The organism is Paracoccus sp. UBA5162, from assembly GCF_002413585.1.
Taxonomy (GTDB): Bacteria; Pseudomonadota; Alphaproteobacteria; order Rhodobacterales; family Rhodobacteraceae; genus Paracoccus.
In genome coordinates this window covers 1-14,266 of the sequence record NZ_DHXG01000041.1, presented here as the reverse complement: position 1 = coordinate 14,266, position 14,266 = coordinate 1, and the positions used below count along the sequence as shown (strand labels likewise).

The following is a 14,266-nucleotide window of genomic DNA, read 5'->3' as shown; positions in this document are numbered from 1 at the left end:
GACTGCTTCCGCCCGGTCGCGCGCTATTTCGATCGCATCTCGCGGCCCGAACATCTTCTGACCGCGCTGCCGCGCGCGATGGCGATGATGACCGATCCGCAGAATTGCGGCCCTGCCGTGCTCGCCTTCTGCCAGGACGTGCAGGCCGAGGAATTCGACTACCCAGAGGACTTCTTCACGCCGCGCACATGGCGAATTCGGCGGCCGGAACCCGATCCGCGCGAGGTGGCCGACGTCGCCCGGATGATCGCCGAGGCCGAGTGCCCGGTGATCGTGTCGGGCGGTGGCGTGCTTTATTCCGGGGCCGACGAGACGCTTCGGACCTTCGCCGAGACGCACAACATTCCGGTGCTGGAAACCCAGGCCGGCAAGGGCGGCATCGTCGCGAGCCATCCACTGAACTTCGGCTCGCCGGGCGTGACCGGATCGGGCTGCGGTAACGAACTGGCAGCAAAGGCGGACCTGGTCATCGGAGTGGGCACGCGGTTCCAGGACTTCACCACCGGCTCGTGGACGGTTTTCGGCCGCGAGGGGCGCAAGCTCGTGTCGATCAACCTGCATCCCTATGACGCCTCCAAGCACCTTGCGACGCCGCTCGTCTCCGACGCGAAGGTCGCGCTCGAGAAGTTGACTGCTGCACTCGGTGATCTGCGCTTCGACGCGCATGACCCCTCGTCACGCGAGGACTGGATCGCCGAGGTCGGCCGCGTCACCGCGGCGCCGGAGCCCGACACGAACGCGTTGCCCACCGACGCACAGGTGATCGGCGCGGTGCAGCGCGTCGCGACCGACGAAACCGTGGCGATGTGCGCCGCCGGCACAATGCCCGGCGCTTTACAGGTGCTCTGGCAGGCTGCGCAGGGCGGCTATCACTTGGAATACGGCTATTCCTGCATGGGCTACGAGATCGCCGGCGCCATGGGCATCAAGCTCGCCGCGCCGGAGAAGGAGGTCATCTGTTTCGTCGGCGACGGCAGTTACATGATGGCCAATTCCGAGCTCGCCACCGCCGCCGCCCGCAAGGTGCCCTTCACGGTCGTTCTGACCGACAACTCGGGCTATGGCTGCATCAACCGGCTGCAGATCGAGTGCGGCGGGGCCGAATTCAACAACATGTACAAGGACAGCGACGTCTGGCCGAAGATCGACTTCGTCGCGCATGCCGCCGCAATGGGCGCCCATGCGGAGAAGGCCGCCGATATCGCGGATCTGGAACGCAAGATCGTCGAGGCCCGCAGCCGCGACGTGCCGAGCGTGATCCTGATCGAGACCGACGCGGTGCCCGGAACCGGGGCCGGTGGCCACTGGTGGGATGTCGCCGTGCCCCAGACTGGCGGACCCGAGCGGCTCGAAAACGCCCGCCGCCGCTACAACGCCAACGCGGCGCTTCAGAGAACCTTCAATTGATCTGTCCTTCGGGAGACACACCATGATCCTTTACGGCACGAACCCCATCGCGTGGTCCAACGACGACGACTGGTCGATTGGCGATCACCTGAGCCTCGACGACTGCCTGAGCGATTGCCGCGAGATCGGTTTCGACGGCATCGAGAAGGGGCACAAGATGCCCGGCGACGGCACGGAGCTGAAACAGGCGCTCGGAGCCTTTGGCCTGCGGTTCGCCGCGGGCTGGTTTTCGACCAACATCCTGACGAACGACATCGAGACCGAGAAGGCCCGCCTGAAAGAGTGGATCGCGTTCACCAAGGCGGCCGGCGGCGACCACATCAATGCCTGCGAGTGTTCGAACACGGTGCATGGCAGCGACGGAACCCCGGTGAACGTCCGCCCCATCATGACGGACGCCGAATGGGACCGCTTCTCGAAGGGCTACGAGGCGCTGTCGGCCTATGCGCACGAGCTTGGCGTCAAGATGGGCTATCACCACCATATGGGCACGATCATCGAAAGCGCGGCGGATATCGACCGCTTCATGGAGATGGCGGGCCCCGAGACGCGCCTTCTGCTCGATACCGGTCACGCATGGTTCGGCGGTGCCGATCCGGCCGAGGTTGCGCGGAAATACATGGGCCGCGTGAGCCACATTCATTGCAAGAACGTCCGCCCCGATATTGCCAGGCAAGTTCGCGAGCAGGGTCTGTCCTTTCTCGAAGGCGTGCGGCGCGGGGCCTTCACCGTGCCGGGCGACGACGAGGGCGCGGTGGACTTCGCGCCCGTTTTGAAGATCGCGGCCGAGCACGGCTACGACGGCTGGCTCGTGATCGAGGCGGAACAGGACAGCGCGGTGCGCGACCCCAAGCATTATCAAGCTCTCGGGCTGCGTTCGCTGAAGCGGATGGCGGCAGAGGCCGGCCTCGACACCGCACATGAAGCTGTTTGATCCCGACCACCCCTTCCTCGCCCCCGCCTGGCGGCGGGGGCTGATCGTCGCGCTTTGCCTGGGCTGGGCGATCTTCGAGTTGATCACCGGCGCGGTGTTCTGGGCGATCCTCTTCGGCGCGCTCGGGCTCTGGTGCCTCTACGAATTCTTCCTGTCCCCCAGGGCCCGGGCGCGGGGACGCGACCGCGAGGACGAGCGATGACCGATCTGCAAAGAAAACCCTTCGGCACGCATGGCAAGGTCCACGAGATCACGCCGCAATCGGCGGGCTGGCGCTATGTCGGCTTCTCACTCTACCGCCTGCGTGCGGGCGAGACGGCCGCCGAGGCGACGGGCGATCGCGAAGTCATCCTGGTGATGGTCGAGGGCAAGGCCGCCATCACCGGCGCCGGTCAGGACTGGGGCGTATTGGGCGAGCGGATGAACGTGTTCGAAAAGACGCCGCCCCATTGCCTCTACCTGCCGAACGGCACCGACTGGCAGGCAGTGGCCGAGACCGACTGCGTGATCGCGGTCTGCTCGGCGCCCGGACAGGGCGGTCACGAGGCACGCCGCATCGGACCGGACGGCATCACCCTCACCGAACGCGGCAAGGGCACCAATACCCGCCACATCAACAACATCGCGATGGAAAACGAGGATTATTGCGACAGCCTGCTGGTAACCGAGGTTTTCACGCCCGCAGGCCACTGGTCGTCCTATCCCAGCCACCGCCACGACGAGGACGACTTCCCCCGCATCACCTACCTCGAAGAGACCTATTACCACCGGCTGAGCCCGGCCTCGGGGTTCGGCATCCAGCGGGTTTATACCGATGATGGCGGGCTCGACGAGACCATGGCGGTCTCGGACGGCGATGTGGTTCTGGTGCCCCGCGGACACCATCCCTGCGGCGCGCCTTACGGATTCGAGATGTACTACCTCAACGTGATGGCCGGACCGCTGCGCAAGTGGCGCTTCGTGCCAGCGCCGGAAGTCGAGTGGATCATGCAAGGCGACGCATGAAGCCGAAGACGTCAGGCGCGAACGAACAACCTGCGTTCTGCCCGCGCGGTCTGGTCGAGGAATTCGACCACCGCTTGCACCCGGCGGTCCGTCTTGAGGTTCTCGTGCCAGACCGTCCAGTAGCTGCATTCCACGCGGACCTCCGGAAGCAAGGGTTCGAGATCCAATCCGGCAACCATGAAATCGTGCAGCACTCCGATCCCAGCGCCCATGCGAACCGCCTCGACCTGGCCGATCGCGGTCGCCACCTCTATGGTCGATCGCCAGTCCGCGAGAATGTCCGAGGCATAGTTCAGTTCGGGCGTGTAGATCAGATCCTCCACGTAGCCGACAAGCTCGTGCCGGGCAAGATCCGCAACGCTGTCCGGCCGCCCCCGCCTCGCGATGTAGCCTGTCGATGCGTAAAGCCCGAGCGTGTAGTCGGTCCCGCGCGGGCCGCGATCGGCGAGAGAGCAGAGGAACTCGTCCCAGAAGACCTCTGCCTCGCTGGGGCTGGACGGCGATGCCAAGAACCTCTCTGCGGCCGTCCAGGTTGACGGCGACCGCCACTATGGCCGCGACTCTGGCGATCCGGCCGCCACGCCGCACCTTGATGTAGGTGGCGTCGAGCCAGAGGTAGGGCCATTCGCCTTCAAGGGGCCGGCCCAGGAATGCATTGACCCGTTCATCGATCTCGCCGCAAAGCCGCGAGACCTGGCTCTTGGACACGCCGGTCATGCCCATGGCTTTGACCAGATCCACCGAGCGGGTCGAGAGTCCTTGGACATAAGCCTCCTGAATGACCGCCGTCACGGCCTTTTCCGCCGCTCTGCGGGGCTCCAGGAACTCGGGGAAGCACGTGTCCTTGCGCAGATTCGGGATCATCACGTCGACCCTCCCGGCGCGGGCCTCCCAGGCTCTGGACCGATAACCGCTGCGGTGGTTCACACGGTCGTCGCTGCGTTCGTGCGCCCCGGCGCCGCACAGCTGGTCGACATCCAGCGCCATGAGGCGGTCGGCCGCGAACCCGAGCATCTCGGCAAGCAGGTGGATGTCGGATGTCTCCGACAAAAGCGCGCGCAGCGCCGCGGTCTCTGATAGGCTGTCCTTGGTCATGGTTGATCTCCTCGGTCAAAGGTCGGGTCGGCAAACCAAACCTTGGCCGAAGAACAGCCGTGGCCGCCAAGCGACCCGCACGGACCTCGCTTCGCTACGCGAAGGCTCCGCGCTGCCCGCGCTACCTGCGGGAACTACACCAACTGTCGGGACACCGCTTGTGCAAGGATCGACCATAGTCAATTTCGCTGTGTCTACCCCGTCACAGGTGCCCGAAAATCGACCGTAACTCCCCCCAAGGCGCTTACACCTGTTGGTATTTTTGTTGGTGTCGACGTAATTTCCGCTTTTTTCAATGCTGTCGCCTTCCCTACGGGCTGCCACCGTCACCTCTTTCTCCTCCGCGCCTCGAACAGCCTGTTGCTGTTTGTGCCGCATTGAACGCGCTGATGTGCGGCATGAGCGGCTTGGAAACCGGCTCTGCAATCGGGTCGGCGCTGTTCTGCATGATTTGCATAGCCGCCAATCGCTTGCCGGATCGGGTGAATTGCGGGTGGTTTTCGGTTGACTTCGGGCGGGCGGCGGCTAAAAGGCGGGCTTCAAACGAATTCCACGGGGTTTGCGCCGCGCTTTCCCCGAAGCAGGAGCAGTAACCATGGCGAAGCCGACGACCATCAAGATCCGGCTGAACTCGACCGCCGGGACCGGCCACTTCTATGTGACCAAGAAGAATGCCCGGACGATGACCGAAAAGATGACCGTTCGCAAATACGATCCGGTCGTGCGGCAGCATGTCGAATACAAGGAAGGCAAGATCAAGTAGCGATCATGCCTGTTGCCCGGGGCCAAGCCCGACTTCGATAGAAGCCGTCAGGCGCCGCGCGTCGGGACGTCCCGGAATTCGTCCGGAAACCGGAAGGGTGTTGCGATTGCGCGATGCCCTTTTTCCGTATTCCGCGCGGCAATTCCGGCCACGGGTGGCGGCGGTTGTTCAGCGGTTGGCCGGGAACCGGGCATCGGCGCCGCTATCCGGCCTCGCGAACCCGCTCCTCGACCACCTCGAAAGGGACCGAGGGCTCGTCCTTGGCTGCGCGGATGACCAGCGAGGTCTTGACGCTGGCCACATTCGGGGCCGCGGTCAGGCTGTTGGTGAGAAACCGCTGGAACGTGGGCAGATCGGGCGAGACGCATTTCAGGATGAAATCGATCTCGCCGTTCAGCATGTGACATTCGCGCACCAGCGGCCATGCCTTCACCAGCGTCTCGAAGGCCGAAAGGTCGCGTTCCGATTGCGCCGCAAGCCGGACCATCGCGAAGACCTGAACCTCGAAACCCAGTTCGCGGGGGTCGATATCGGCGTGGTAGCCGCGGATATAGCCCATCTCTTCCAGCGTCCGGACACGCCGCAGGCAGGGCGGGGCCGAGATGCCCACGCGACGCGCCAGTTCGACATTGGTCATCCGGCCATCGGCCTGCAATTCGGCCAGGATCTTGCGGTCGATGTCGTCCAGTCTCGCGCCTGCCATGCTGCTCTTTCTTGAAACGGGTTCCGGCGTTGCGGGAAACTACAATGCGGCCCGCGTTTACGCAACATTCTTTCCGGCCTCGGCCATGTTGCACAAGCCGAACCAAGGGATTACCTGATGCCTCAAATCGAAAGCGGGGCGCAAGATGAGTGACGACACGCATGTGAAACTTCTGATCATCGGGTCGGGACCGGCGGGCTATACCGCGGCCGTCTATGGTGCCCGCGCGATGCTGAACCCGATGCTGATCCAGGGGATGCAGCCGGGCGGCCAGCTGACCATCACCACCGAGGTCGAGAACTGGCCGGGCGAGACCGAAATCCAGGGTCCCGACCTGATGGTGAAGATGGAGTCCCATGCCAGGGCGATGGGCGCCGAGGTCGTCACCGATATCGTCACCAAGCTGGATCTGGGCCGCCGGCCTTTCACGGCCGAATGCGACAGCGGCGCGCGGATCACGGCGGATGCGGTGATTCTGGCGACCGGCGCACAGGCGCGCTGGCTGGGGCTGCCCAGCGAGGAAAGGTTCAAGGGGTTCGGCGTCAGCGCCTGCGCGACCTGCGACGGGTTCTTCTATCGCGGCCGCGAGGTGCTGGTCGTCGGCGGCGGCAATACAGCGGTCGAGGAGGCGCTGTTCCTGACCAAATTCGCCTCGAAGGTCACACTGGTCCATCGCCGCGACAGCCTGCGGGCAGAAAAAATCCTGCAAAACCGGCTATTCAAGAACCCGAAGGTCGAGATCGTCTGGGATCACGAACTGGCCGAGGTGACGGGGACCGAGAACCCGCTGGGGGTCAGCGGCGCCGTGCTGACATCCGTCAAGGATGGCGGGACGCGGCGGATCGCCGTGGACGGGGTTTTCATCGCCATCGGCCATGCGCCGTCCAGCGAACTTGTCAAGGACCAGCTTGACCTGCATTCCGGCGGCTATGTGAAGGTCGAGGCCGGGTCCACGCGGACCTCGATCCCCGGCGTCTTCGCGGCGGGCGACCTGACAGACCACATCTATCGGCAGGCCGTGACCAGCGCCGGAATGGGCTGCATGGCGGCGCTGGACGCCGAAGCCTGGCTGGCCGAACGTGACGAGGCGGGCGAACCCGATCCGGCCGGCGCCGAACTGCCCGAACAAGCCCCGGCCGGGTGATCTGCCGGCTTGCCTGCGGGTATCGTCGGTCAGGCGGCGGGACGCGCCCCTGCGCTGTTGGCGCGAAAAGTGCGGGCCCAGGTTGAAACTTGCCTGCGGGGCGGCTAAGCGCGACGGGTTCGTAGCCGGCCGGTTCTCGGCTGCCTGCCCACTTTCGTTCAGCCATCCGAGCCCTTGCACATGACCCATCCGAACCAGACGCCGATCCCCGAGCTTTATGTCTCGCCCGAAGCCGCCGCCGCATTGAAGGACGAGGCGGGCCACATGCCCAGCTGGGATCTGACGCAGCGCCAGATCTGCGATCTGGAACTGCTGATGAATGGCGGCTTCAATCCGCTGAAAGGGTTCATGACCCGGGCCGATTACGACGGTGTTGTCAGCGAGATGCGGCTGGCCTCGGGGGCGCTGTGGCCGATGCCCATCAACCTCGATGTCAGCGAGGCCTTCGCCGAAGGGCTGGAGCCGGGCACCGACATCGCGCTGCGCGATCAGGAAGGCGTCATCCTGGCGATCATGTCGGTCACCGACAAATGGCGGCCGAACAAGGCACGAGAGGCCAAAGAGGTCTTTGGCGCCGATGATCTGGCCCATCCGGCGGTGAACTATCTTCACAATGTGGCGGGGCCGGTCTATCTGGGCGGTCCGATCAAGGGCCTGCAGGCGCCGACCCATTACGATTTCCGCGGTCGCCGCAACACGCCCAACGAATTGCGCACCATGTTCAAGAAGCTGAACTGGCGGCGCGTCGTCGTGTTCCAGACCCGCAACCCGCTGCACCGCGCGCATCAGGAACTGACCTTCCGGGCCGCGAAAGAGGCGCAGGCCAACCTGATGATCCACCCGGTCGTCGGCATGACCAAGCCTGGCGACGTGGATCACTTTACCCGCGTCCGCTGCTACGAAGCGGTGCTGGACAAATATCCGCAGGCCACGACCACGCTGTCGCTGCTGAACCTGGCCATGCGGATGGGCGGCCCGCGCGAGGCGGTCTGGCACGGCCTGATCCGCGCCAATCACGGCGCCACTCATTTCATCGTCGGCCGTGACCATGCCGGCCCGGGCAAGAACAGTGCGGGCGAGGATTTCTACGGTCCCTACGAGGCGCAAGATCTGTTCCGCAAGTATCAGGACGAGATCGGCGTCGAGATGGTCGATTTCAAGCATATGGTCTATGTGCAGGAACGTGCCCAATACGAACCCGCCGACGAGATCGAGAAAGGCGTGACCGTCCTCAACATCAGCGGCACCGAACTGCGCCGCCGCCTGCGCGAGGGGCTGGATATCCCGGATTGGTTCAGCTTTCCCGAAGTGGTGCGCGAACTGCGCCGCAACTCGCCTCCGCGCGCGCAGCAAGGTTTTACGGTGTTCTTCACCGGCCTCAGCGGCAGCGGCAAATCGACCATTGCCAACGCGCTGATGGTCAAGCTGATGGAGATGGGCGGCCGTCCGGTCACGCTGCTGGATGGCGATGTGGTCCGCAAGCATCTGTCCAGCGAGCTTGGCTTTTCCAAGGAACATCGCGACATCAACATCAAGCGGATCGGCTATGTCGCCTCCGAGATCAGCAAGAACGGCGGGATCGCGATCTGCGCGCCGATCGCGCCCTATACCGCCACCCGCCGCGCCGTCCGCGAAATGACCGAGGCCTACGGCGCCTTCGTCGAAATCCATGTCGCGACCGATCTGGAAGAATGCGAACGCCGGGACCGCAAGGGGCTCTACAAGTTGGCGCGTGAGGGAAAGATCAAGGAATTCACCGGGATTTCCGATCCCTATGAAGAGCCGCAAAACCCGGAATTGCGCGTCGATACCAAGGATCGCGACGTTGATGGATGCGCCCATCAGGTGCTGCTGACGCTGGAAAGCATGGGATTGATCGGGCTGAACTGAGGCGGGCGCGGTCCGGCCATTTCACGGATTTCCGACGGCCGCATCAGGGTTTCGCGGCCGTCGCATCGATGCAAGTGGCGAATGTGGGGAGCAGACATCTTGTCCGGCCTGGTGATTTCCCTGACGACCATTCCGCCGCGTCTGCCGCGAATCCGGCCGACGCTGCTGGATCTGCTGAATCAGTCGGCGCCGGTGGACGAGATCCGGCTGTATCTGCCGCGGCGCCACCGCCGGTTTCCGCTGGCCGAAGCCGAGATTCCCGATTTGCCCAAAGGTATCCGGCTGATCCTGGTCGACGAGGATTTCGGACCCGCGACCAAGGTTCTGCCGGCCGCGCGGGATCTGGCGGGGCAGGATGTCGAACTGATCTTCTGCGACGACGATCAGGCCTATGATCCCGATTGGGCAGGCTGGTTCCTTGAGGCGCGCAGGCAGCATCCCGACGCCTGCCTGGTTCAGAAGGGATACAATCTCGAGGATCGGCCCGAAGGCACGAAATACTATCCGCGCCACGATCCCGCCCACCAGCCGCGCGCGCAGCGTTTCCGGCGCGACCTGCGCTATCGCCTGCGGCGCGCGGCAAGTCTGGGAACGTGGCGTAAAAAACCCTTTGTCAAAAGTGGCTATCTGGACATCCTCGAAGGCTATCGCGGTGCGATGATCCGTCCCGATTTCCTGCCTGCCGAGGCGTGGGACATCCCCGAGACGTTGTGGATGGTTGACGATCCCTGGCTGTCGGGCCATCTGTTGCGCAATGGCCATCCGATCTGGCTGATCGCCGAAGCGCCACAGCCGACCCGCAGCCACGATGCGCGGCTGCTGGACGGGTTGAAACATTTCGTCGACAACGGATGCGATCGGCGCCAGGCCGATACCATGGCGATCGAGTATTTCCGCCGCCGCTATGGTCTGTGGCCCGATGGCAAGCCGCCGCAGCAGGCACCGGACGAATTGCCGCCACGTCCCGCCTAGGGTCGGGTGGCGGCGCAAAGCGGGCCCGGTCCATGGGTCAGGTTCCTTGCCGAAGGCATCGAAAGGACAGGGCATGACGGATCGCGACGCCGCCACGACGCAGGACTTCAATCCCTGGGTGGCGACGATCCTGCTGCTTCTGGGCAATTTCATGAACCTGCTTGACATCACCATCGTGAATGTCGCGCTGCCTTCGATCCAGCGCGATCTGATGGCCTCGGCCAGCCAGATGGAATGGGTCTCGGCGGCCTATGTGCTGGCCTTCGCGGCCGGGCTGCTGCCGTTCGGCCGGTTCGGCGACAAGCTGGGCCGCAAGCGGCTGTTCCTGTGGGGCGTGGGGCTGTTCACGCTGTCATCGGCGGTTTGCGGGCTGGCCCGCGACATGCCCATGCTGATCGGATCGCGCGCGGTCCAGGGCCTGGGCGGCGCGATGATGGTGCCGCAGGTGATGGCGATCATGCATGTGATCTTTCCGCCCGACGACAAGGCGCGGGCCTTTGCGCTGTCCGCCGTCGTGATCAGTCTGGGGGCCGTGACCGGGCCGCTGCTGGGCGGCGCGCTGATCACGGCCGATCTGTGGGGACTGGACTGGCGGCCGATCTTCCTGGTCAATCTGCCGGTCGGCGCGCTGGTGATGGTGCTGGGCGGCCGCCTGATCCCGGCGCTGGATCCCGACCGGCAGATGAGCATCGACTGGCCGGGCGTCGGCCTGTTCGGGCTGACCATCACCATGATCGTGCTGCCGGTGATCGAGGGCGCACTGCTGGGCTGGCCCTGGTGGTGCATCGCCCTGCTGGCGGGCGCCCTGCCGATGGCCGCGCTGTTCGTCTGGCGGCAGCTTCGGCTGGCGCGATCCGGACGCACGCAGCTGCTGCCGGTCGCGCTGATGCGGAACAAGGGCTATCTGTCGGGCCTGCTGATGGTGCTGCTGCATTTTTCGGCGATTCCGGGAATGTTTCTGGTGCTGGCCATCTATTTCCAGACCGGATTCGGGCTGGATCCGTTCCAGTCCGGTCTTGCGACCGCGCCCTTTCCGCTGGGCGTGATGACGGGCAGCTTCATCACCGGGCGTTTCGGCGCCAGGGGGCTGGCTGTGCGGATGGGAGTGGGGGCGCTGGTGCTGCTGATCGGGATGGCGTTTCTGCGCCATGTCGCCGGCAACCCGCCGCAGCCCTTCTCGGCGCTGGCGTTCACGCTGCCACTGGCGTTTTGCGGTTTGGGCATGGGGCTGGCGATCTCGCCCCTGTTCCAGCTTGTCCTGCATGCCGTGCCCGAACGGGATGCGGGCGCCGGGGCGGGGGCGATGCAGGCGTTTCAGCAGGTCGGTTCGGCGGTGGGCATCGCGACCGTGTCCAGCCTGTTCTTCGTGCGGCTGAAGGCCGGGGGCGGACAGGATTATCCGGCCGCCATGAACCATGCGCTGACCTATCAGCTTTTCGCATTCACGGCGATCCTGATCATCCTCGGCCTGCGGCGCTGGACCATGGGGCCGCCCCGGCCCGGCAAGAACCCGCCGGCAGACACGCCGTTGGCGGAATGAGCGGCTGGCGTTCGTCGCTGGAAGTTTTCGCGTTGGACCGCGATGCCAGCCGGGTGCTGCTGCGTTGCGACCGGCTGATCGAAGCGCCGAACTGGCATCCGGACGGCTGGTTCCTGGTCAATGGCGGCGGCCATCTGTGGCGCGCGGATGCCCGGGGGCTTTGGCGCATCGATACCGGCGAACTGCATCGCTGCAACAACGATCACGGTTTCCTGCCCGACGGGCGGATCATCCTCTCCTGCCAAAGCGACAGCGGCGCAGGCATCCATGTTCTGGAACGGAACGGTCCGCGCGATCTTGGCCTTGCGCGCCCAAGCTGGTGGCATTCGGCGCATGGAAACCGGATCGCCTATGCCTGCGCGCGCGGCGGCGACCGGGTGGTGCGTGTTGCCGTCCTGGACATGGCAAGCGGGGTCGAGCGGGTCCTGACACCGGGCCTCGCCCATCACGACGGGCCGGATTTCTCGGCCTGCGGCGAATTCATCTGGTTCAATTCGGATGCGACCGGGCAGGCCCAGATCTGGCGGATGCGGGCTGATGGCAGCGAGGCCGCTCCGGTCTTTCGCGACGCAAACGTGAACTGGTTTCCGCATCCCTCGCCCTGCGGCAGGCACGTTCTGTATCTGGCCTATCCGCCGGGAACCCAAGGCCATCCCCGCGACCGGTCCGTCCAGTTGTGGCTGATGGATATCAACGGCGGCAACAGACGGCGCGTGGTCGATCTGCACGGCGGTCAGGGCAGCCTCAACGTTCCCTGCTGGGCACCCGATGGCAGCGCCTTCGCCTTCATGCGCTATGCGCGCGAACAGCCAGCACCGGGGCGTGCCCCGGTGCAGCCTGTCAATGGACGCTGACCGGCGACAATTCGTTCTGCCGGGCCAGCATGAAGGCCAGAGAACGGTCTCGCACCAGCGCCAGACGCTCGCCGTCGGCATCGTGGACGGCATACATCGTGTCGAGGTCGGGAACCTGTTCACGCACCTCTTCGGGCAGGGTGCTGGTCGCGATCTTGCGGATATAGACGGTGTTGGCGCTGTCGCCTTCGCCGAAATCGAATTTGGTATCCATGATGATCCCCTTTATTTGCGGCTGATCGGAATGGTCTGGACGACCTGTTGCGGTGCCGTTCGCCTCAGGTCGATGTGAAGCAGCCCGTTCTCGATATCGGCCGAGACGACCTCGACCCCGTCGGCCAGAACGAAACTGCGCTGAAAGGCGCGCGAGGCGATGCCGCGATGCAGGAAGACGCGATCGTCATCGGCCGGTGCCATGCGGCCCCTGATGACAAGCTGCCGATCCTCGGTGGTGACGGCCAGATCGTCCTGGGCGAAACCCGCGACCGCCAGCGTGATGCGAAAGCCATCCGGCGCGACATGTTCGATGTTGTAGGGCGGATAGCCTTCCGATCCCTTGGCCGCCCGCTCGGCCAGCCGTTCAAGCTGGTCGAAACCCAGCAGATAGGGATGCGTCCCCAGTGAAATCTTGCTCATTTCTCAGCCCTTGTCCATGAAAGCGACTGTCGGAGGATCCCGTCGCGGCAACCCTTCCGGTTTCAATATGTGAATGAATCGCCGCCGGCGCAAGGTTCGCGCCGGGTTCAGCGCCGCGCCCGCCCGGTCCGGGGCGGCTGACGCAAGCTTCTTGTTAACACAGCGGCCGCAAGGGGCTATAAGAAAGGAAAGCAGGCCTGTCAGCGAAGTGTCGCCCCATGAACATGCATCACGAAATGTCCCATGACCAGATCGCGCGGGCGCGGCTGACCGCGCTGCGCTGCGAGCATCGTGATCTTGACGAGGCGATCTCGGCGCTGTCGTCGCAACAGCTGACCTCGACGCTGACCCTGCAGAGACTGAAAAAGCAGAAACTGGCGCTGAAGGACCAGATCGCCCGCCTGGAAGACGAACTTACCCCGGACATCATCGCCTGATTGCGGCGTAGCGCCGCGCGCGCTATGGCGTTGTCCGGCCAGAAAAGGGGGCGGCGCATGGAAAAACCCGTTGGAATCATCATGGGCAGCCAGTCGGACTGGGCGACCATGCGCGAGGCGGCGACAATTCTGGACGATCTCGGGGTCGGCTTCGAGGTCCGGATCGTCAGCGCCCATCGGACGCCTGACCGGCTGTGGGATTATGGCAAGGGCGCAGTGACGCGCGGCCTGAAGGTGATCATCGCCGGGGCCGGCGGGGCGGCGCATCTGCCCGGAATGATGGCCTCCAAGACCCGGCTGCCTGTGATCGGCGTGCCGATCCAGACGCGGGCCCTGTCGGGTGTCGATTCGCTCTATTCCATCGTGCAGATGCCCAAGGGGTTTCCGGTCGCGACCATGGCCATCGGCGCGGCCGGGGCCGCCAATGCCGGGCTGATGGCGGCGGCGATCCTGGCGCTTGGCGATCCGGATCTTGCGCGGCGGCTGGAGGATTGGCGGGCCGCGCTGTCCGCCTCTATCCCCGAGGAGCCCGCCGATGAATGAGATTCGCAGCATCGGCATTCTCGGAGGCGGTCAACTGGGTCGGATGTTGTCGGTCGCGGCCAGCCGTCTTGGCCTGCGCTGCCATGTCTTCGACCCCGGCGCGGCGCCAGCGGGCGAAGTGGCATGGCGGCTGACGACCGCACCCTACGAAGATGACCATGCCCTTGCCGCCTTTGCCGAAAGCGTGGACGTGATCACCTACGAATTCGAGAACGTGCCGACCTCGGCACTGGATCTGCTGGAACGCCTGCGCCCGATACGCCCCGGCCGCCATGCGCTGGCGGTGTCGCAGGACAGGCTGGCCGAAAAGACCTTTCTGAACGAGATCGGGCTGGCCACGGCG

16 protein-coding genes and 2 pseudogenes are annotated in these 14,266 nt (G+C 64.9%); 13 read left to right on the top strand and 5 right to left on the bottom strand.

Features of this window, described 5'->3' with window-relative positions; genetic code table 11:
* From B4A72_RS05735 to iolB, 4 genes are all read left to right on the top strand, one after another.
* Nucleotides 1-1,407: thiamine pyrophosphate-dependent enzyme (locus B4A72_RS05735; RefSeq protein WP_292978212.1), on the top strand; the 1,407-nt coding region annotated here is incomplete at its 5' end.
* 22 nt (nucleotides 1,408-1,429) lie between these two features.
* Nucleotides 1,430-2,341: a myo-inosose-2 dehydratase gene (iolE, locus tag B4A72_RS05730; RefSeq protein ID WP_292958140.1), complete on the top strand. Its 912-nt coding sequence runs from the start codon at nucleotides 1,430-1,432 to the stop codon at nucleotides 2,339-2,341.
* Nucleotides 2,328-2,543, top strand: a complete 216-nt coding sequence (locus tag B4A72_RS05725; protein ID WP_292958138.1) for a hypothetical protein — start codon at nucleotides 2,328-2,330, stop codon at nucleotides 2,541-2,543. Before iolE ends, B4A72_RS05725 begins: the two co-directional genes overlap by 14 nt.
* The gene (gene iolB, locus B4A72_RS05720) at nucleotides 2,540-3,346 is read left to right on the top strand and encodes a 5-deoxy-glucuronate isomerase (RefSeq protein WP_292958136.1); all 807 of its coding nucleotides are present in this window, start codon (nucleotides 2,540-2,542) and stop codon (nucleotides 3,344-3,346) included. Before B4A72_RS05725 ends, iolB begins: the two co-directional genes overlap by 4 nt.
* An 11-nt stretch (nucleotides 3,347-3,357) precedes the next feature.
* On the opposite strand, the gene B4A72_RS05715 is transcribed toward iolB, so the two are convergent.
* Nucleotides 3,358-3,732 carry a LysR substrate-binding domain-containing protein gene (locus B4A72_RS05715; RefSeq protein WP_414692187.1) on the bottom strand — a complete coding sequence of 125 codons (375 nt, stop codon included), beginning with the start codon at nucleotides 3,730-3,732 and terminating at the stop codon, nucleotides 3,358-3,360.
* A pseudogene (locus tag B4A72_RS05710) lies at nucleotides 3,730-4,441 on the bottom strand (IS256 family transposase); the annotation flags it as partial. The gene B4A72_RS05715 and the pseudogene B4A72_RS05710, both read right to left, overlap by 3 nt.
* A 595-nt stretch (nucleotides 4,442-5,036) precedes the next feature.
* On the opposite strand from B4A72_RS05710, the gene rpmG reads away from it, so the two are divergent.
* On the top strand, nucleotides 5,037-5,204 hold the full coding sequence (rpmG, locus tag B4A72_RS05705; RefSeq protein WP_022707377.1) for a 50S ribosomal protein L33: 168 nt from the start codon (nucleotides 5,037-5,039) through the stop codon (nucleotides 5,202-5,204).
* A 202-nt stretch (nucleotides 5,205-5,406) separates the two neighbouring features.
* Here the strand turns inward: rpmG and B4A72_RS05700 are convergent, their stop codons facing one another.
* Nucleotides 5,407-5,907 (bottom strand): Lrp/AsnC family transcriptional regulator, encoded by a 501-nt coding sequence (locus tag B4A72_RS05700; protein ID WP_292958128.1) that lies wholly within the window; start codon nucleotides 5,905-5,907, stop codon nucleotides 5,407-5,409.
* A gap of 145 nt (nucleotides 5,908-6,052) precedes the next feature.
* Between B4A72_RS05700 and trxB the strand changes: the two genes are divergently transcribed.
* The 5 genes from trxB (at nucleotide 6,053) to B4A72_RS05675 (ending at nucleotide 12,307) form a co-directional block, all read left to right on the top strand.
* The gene (trxB, locus tag B4A72_RS05695; RefSeq protein ID WP_292958126.1) at nucleotides 6,053-7,051 is read left to right on the top strand and encodes a thioredoxin-disulfide reductase; all 999 of its coding nucleotides are present in this window, start codon (nucleotides 6,053-6,055) and stop codon (nucleotides 7,049-7,051) included.
* A 180-nt stretch (nucleotides 7,052-7,231) separates the two neighbouring features.
* Nucleotides 7,232-8,941 carry a bifunctional sulfate adenylyltransferase/adenylylsulfate kinase gene (locus B4A72_RS05690; protein WP_292978211.1) on the top strand — a complete coding sequence of 570 codons (1,710 nt, stop codon included), beginning with the start codon at nucleotides 7,232-7,234 and terminating at the stop codon, nucleotides 8,939-8,941.
* Nucleotides 8,942-9,052: 111 nt separating this feature from the next.
* Nucleotides 9,053-9,913 (top strand): glycosyltransferase family A protein, encoded by an 861-nt coding sequence (locus tag B4A72_RS05685; RefSeq protein ID WP_292958122.1) that lies wholly within the window; start codon nucleotides 9,053-9,055, stop codon nucleotides 9,911-9,913.
* A gap of 73 nt (nucleotides 9,914-9,986) precedes the next feature.
* Complete coding sequence (locus tag B4A72_RS05680) at nucleotides 9,987-11,453, top strand: MFS transporter (protein ID WP_292978210.1); 1,467 nt, start codon at nucleotides 9,987-9,989, stop codon at nucleotides 11,451-11,453.
* Entirely contained in the window at nucleotides 11,450-12,307 is an 858-nt protein-coding gene (locus B4A72_RS05675) for a TolB family protein (protein WP_292958118.1), read from the top strand. The genes B4A72_RS05680 and B4A72_RS05675 overlap by 4 nt, the downstream gene beginning before the upstream one ends.
* Here B4A72_RS05675 and B4A72_RS05670 read toward each other — a convergent pair.
* Both B4A72_RS05670 and B4A72_RS05665 read right to left on the bottom strand, forming a co-directional pair.
* Nucleotides 12,294-12,521: a DUF1150 family protein gene (locus tag B4A72_RS05670; protein ID WP_292958116.1), complete on the bottom strand. Its 228-nt coding sequence runs from the start codon at nucleotides 12,519-12,521 to the stop codon at nucleotides 12,294-12,296. The two genes, B4A72_RS05675 and B4A72_RS05670, sit on opposite strands and share 14 nt — an antisense overlap.
* Nucleotides 12,522-12,532: 11 nt before the next feature.
* Nucleotides 12,533-12,943 carry an Hsp20 family protein gene (locus B4A72_RS05665; protein WP_292958114.1) on the bottom strand — a complete coding sequence of 137 codons (411 nt, stop codon included), beginning with the start codon at nucleotides 12,941-12,943 and terminating at the stop codon, nucleotides 12,533-12,535.
* A gap of 218 nt (nucleotides 12,944-13,161) precedes the next feature.
* On the opposite strand from B4A72_RS05665, the gene B4A72_RS05660 reads away from it, so the two are divergent.
* From B4A72_RS05660 to B4A72_RS05650, 3 genes and pseudogenes are all read left to right on the top strand, one after another.
* Nucleotides 13,162-13,380: a YdcH family protein gene (locus B4A72_RS05660; protein WP_292958112.1), complete on the top strand. Its 219-nt coding sequence runs from the start codon at nucleotides 13,162-13,164 to the stop codon at nucleotides 13,378-13,380.
* 57 nt (nucleotides 13,381-13,437) lie between these two features.
* On the top strand, nucleotides 13,438-13,923 hold the full coding sequence (gene purE, locus B4A72_RS05655) for a 5-(carboxyamino)imidazole ribonucleotide mutase (protein ID WP_292958110.1): 486 nt from the start codon (nucleotides 13,438-13,440) through the stop codon (nucleotides 13,921-13,923).
* A pseudogene (locus B4A72_RS05650) lies at nucleotides 13,916-14,266 on the top strand (5-(carboxyamino)imidazole ribonucleotide synthase); the annotation flags it as partial. The gene purE and the pseudogene B4A72_RS05650, both read left to right, overlap by 8 nt.

Bases quoted from the DNA above. Each gene is read 5' to 3' on its own strand.
- B4A72_RS05660 (WP_292958112.1), top strand. From the start codon at position 13,162: ATGAACATGCATCACGAAATGTCCCATGACCAGATCGCGCGGGCGCGG.
- purE (WP_292958110.1), top strand. From the start codon at position 13,438: ATGGAAAAACCCGTTGGAATCATCATGGGCAGCCAGTCGGACTGGGCG.
- B4A72_RS05680 (WP_292978210.1), top strand. From the start codon at position 9,987: ATGACGGATCGCGACGCCGCCACGACGCAGGACTTCAATCCCTGGGTG.
- trxB (WP_292958126.1), top strand. From the start codon at position 6,053: ATGAGTGACGACACGCATGTGAAACTTCTGATCATCGGGTCGGGACCG.
- rpmG (WP_022707377.1), top strand. From the start codon at position 5,037: ATGGCGAAGCCGACGACCATCAAGATCCGGCTGAACTCGACCGCCGGG.
- B4A72_RS05725 (WP_292958138.1), top strand. From the start codon at position 2,328: ATGAAGCTGTTTGATCCCGACCACCCCTTCCTCGCCCCCGCCTGGCGG.
- B4A72_RS05700 (WP_292958128.1), bottom strand. From the start codon at position 5,907: ATGGCAGGCGCGAGACTGGACGACATCGACCGCAAGATCCTGGCCGAA.
- iolE (WP_292958140.1), top strand. From the start codon at position 1,430: ATGATCCTTTACGGCACGAACCCCATCGCGTGGTCCAACGACGACGAC.
- B4A72_RS05670 (WP_292958116.1), bottom strand. From the start codon at position 12,521: ATGGATACCAAATTCGATTTCGGCGAAGGCGACAGCGCCAACACCGTC.
- B4A72_RS05675 (WP_292958118.1), top strand. From the start codon at position 11,450: ATGAGCGGCTGGCGTTCGTCGCTGGAAGTTTTCGCGTTGGACCGCGAT.
- B4A72_RS05665 (WP_292958114.1), bottom strand. From the start codon at position 12,943: ATGAGCAAGATTTCACTGGGGACGCATCCCTATCTGCTGGGTTTCGAC.
- iolB (WP_292958136.1), top strand. From the start codon at position 2,540: ATGACCGATCTGCAAAGAAAACCCTTCGGCACGCATGGCAAGGTCCAC.
- B4A72_RS05690 (WP_292978211.1), top strand. From the start codon at position 7,232: ATGACCCATCCGAACCAGACGCCGATCCCCGAGCTTTATGTCTCGCCC.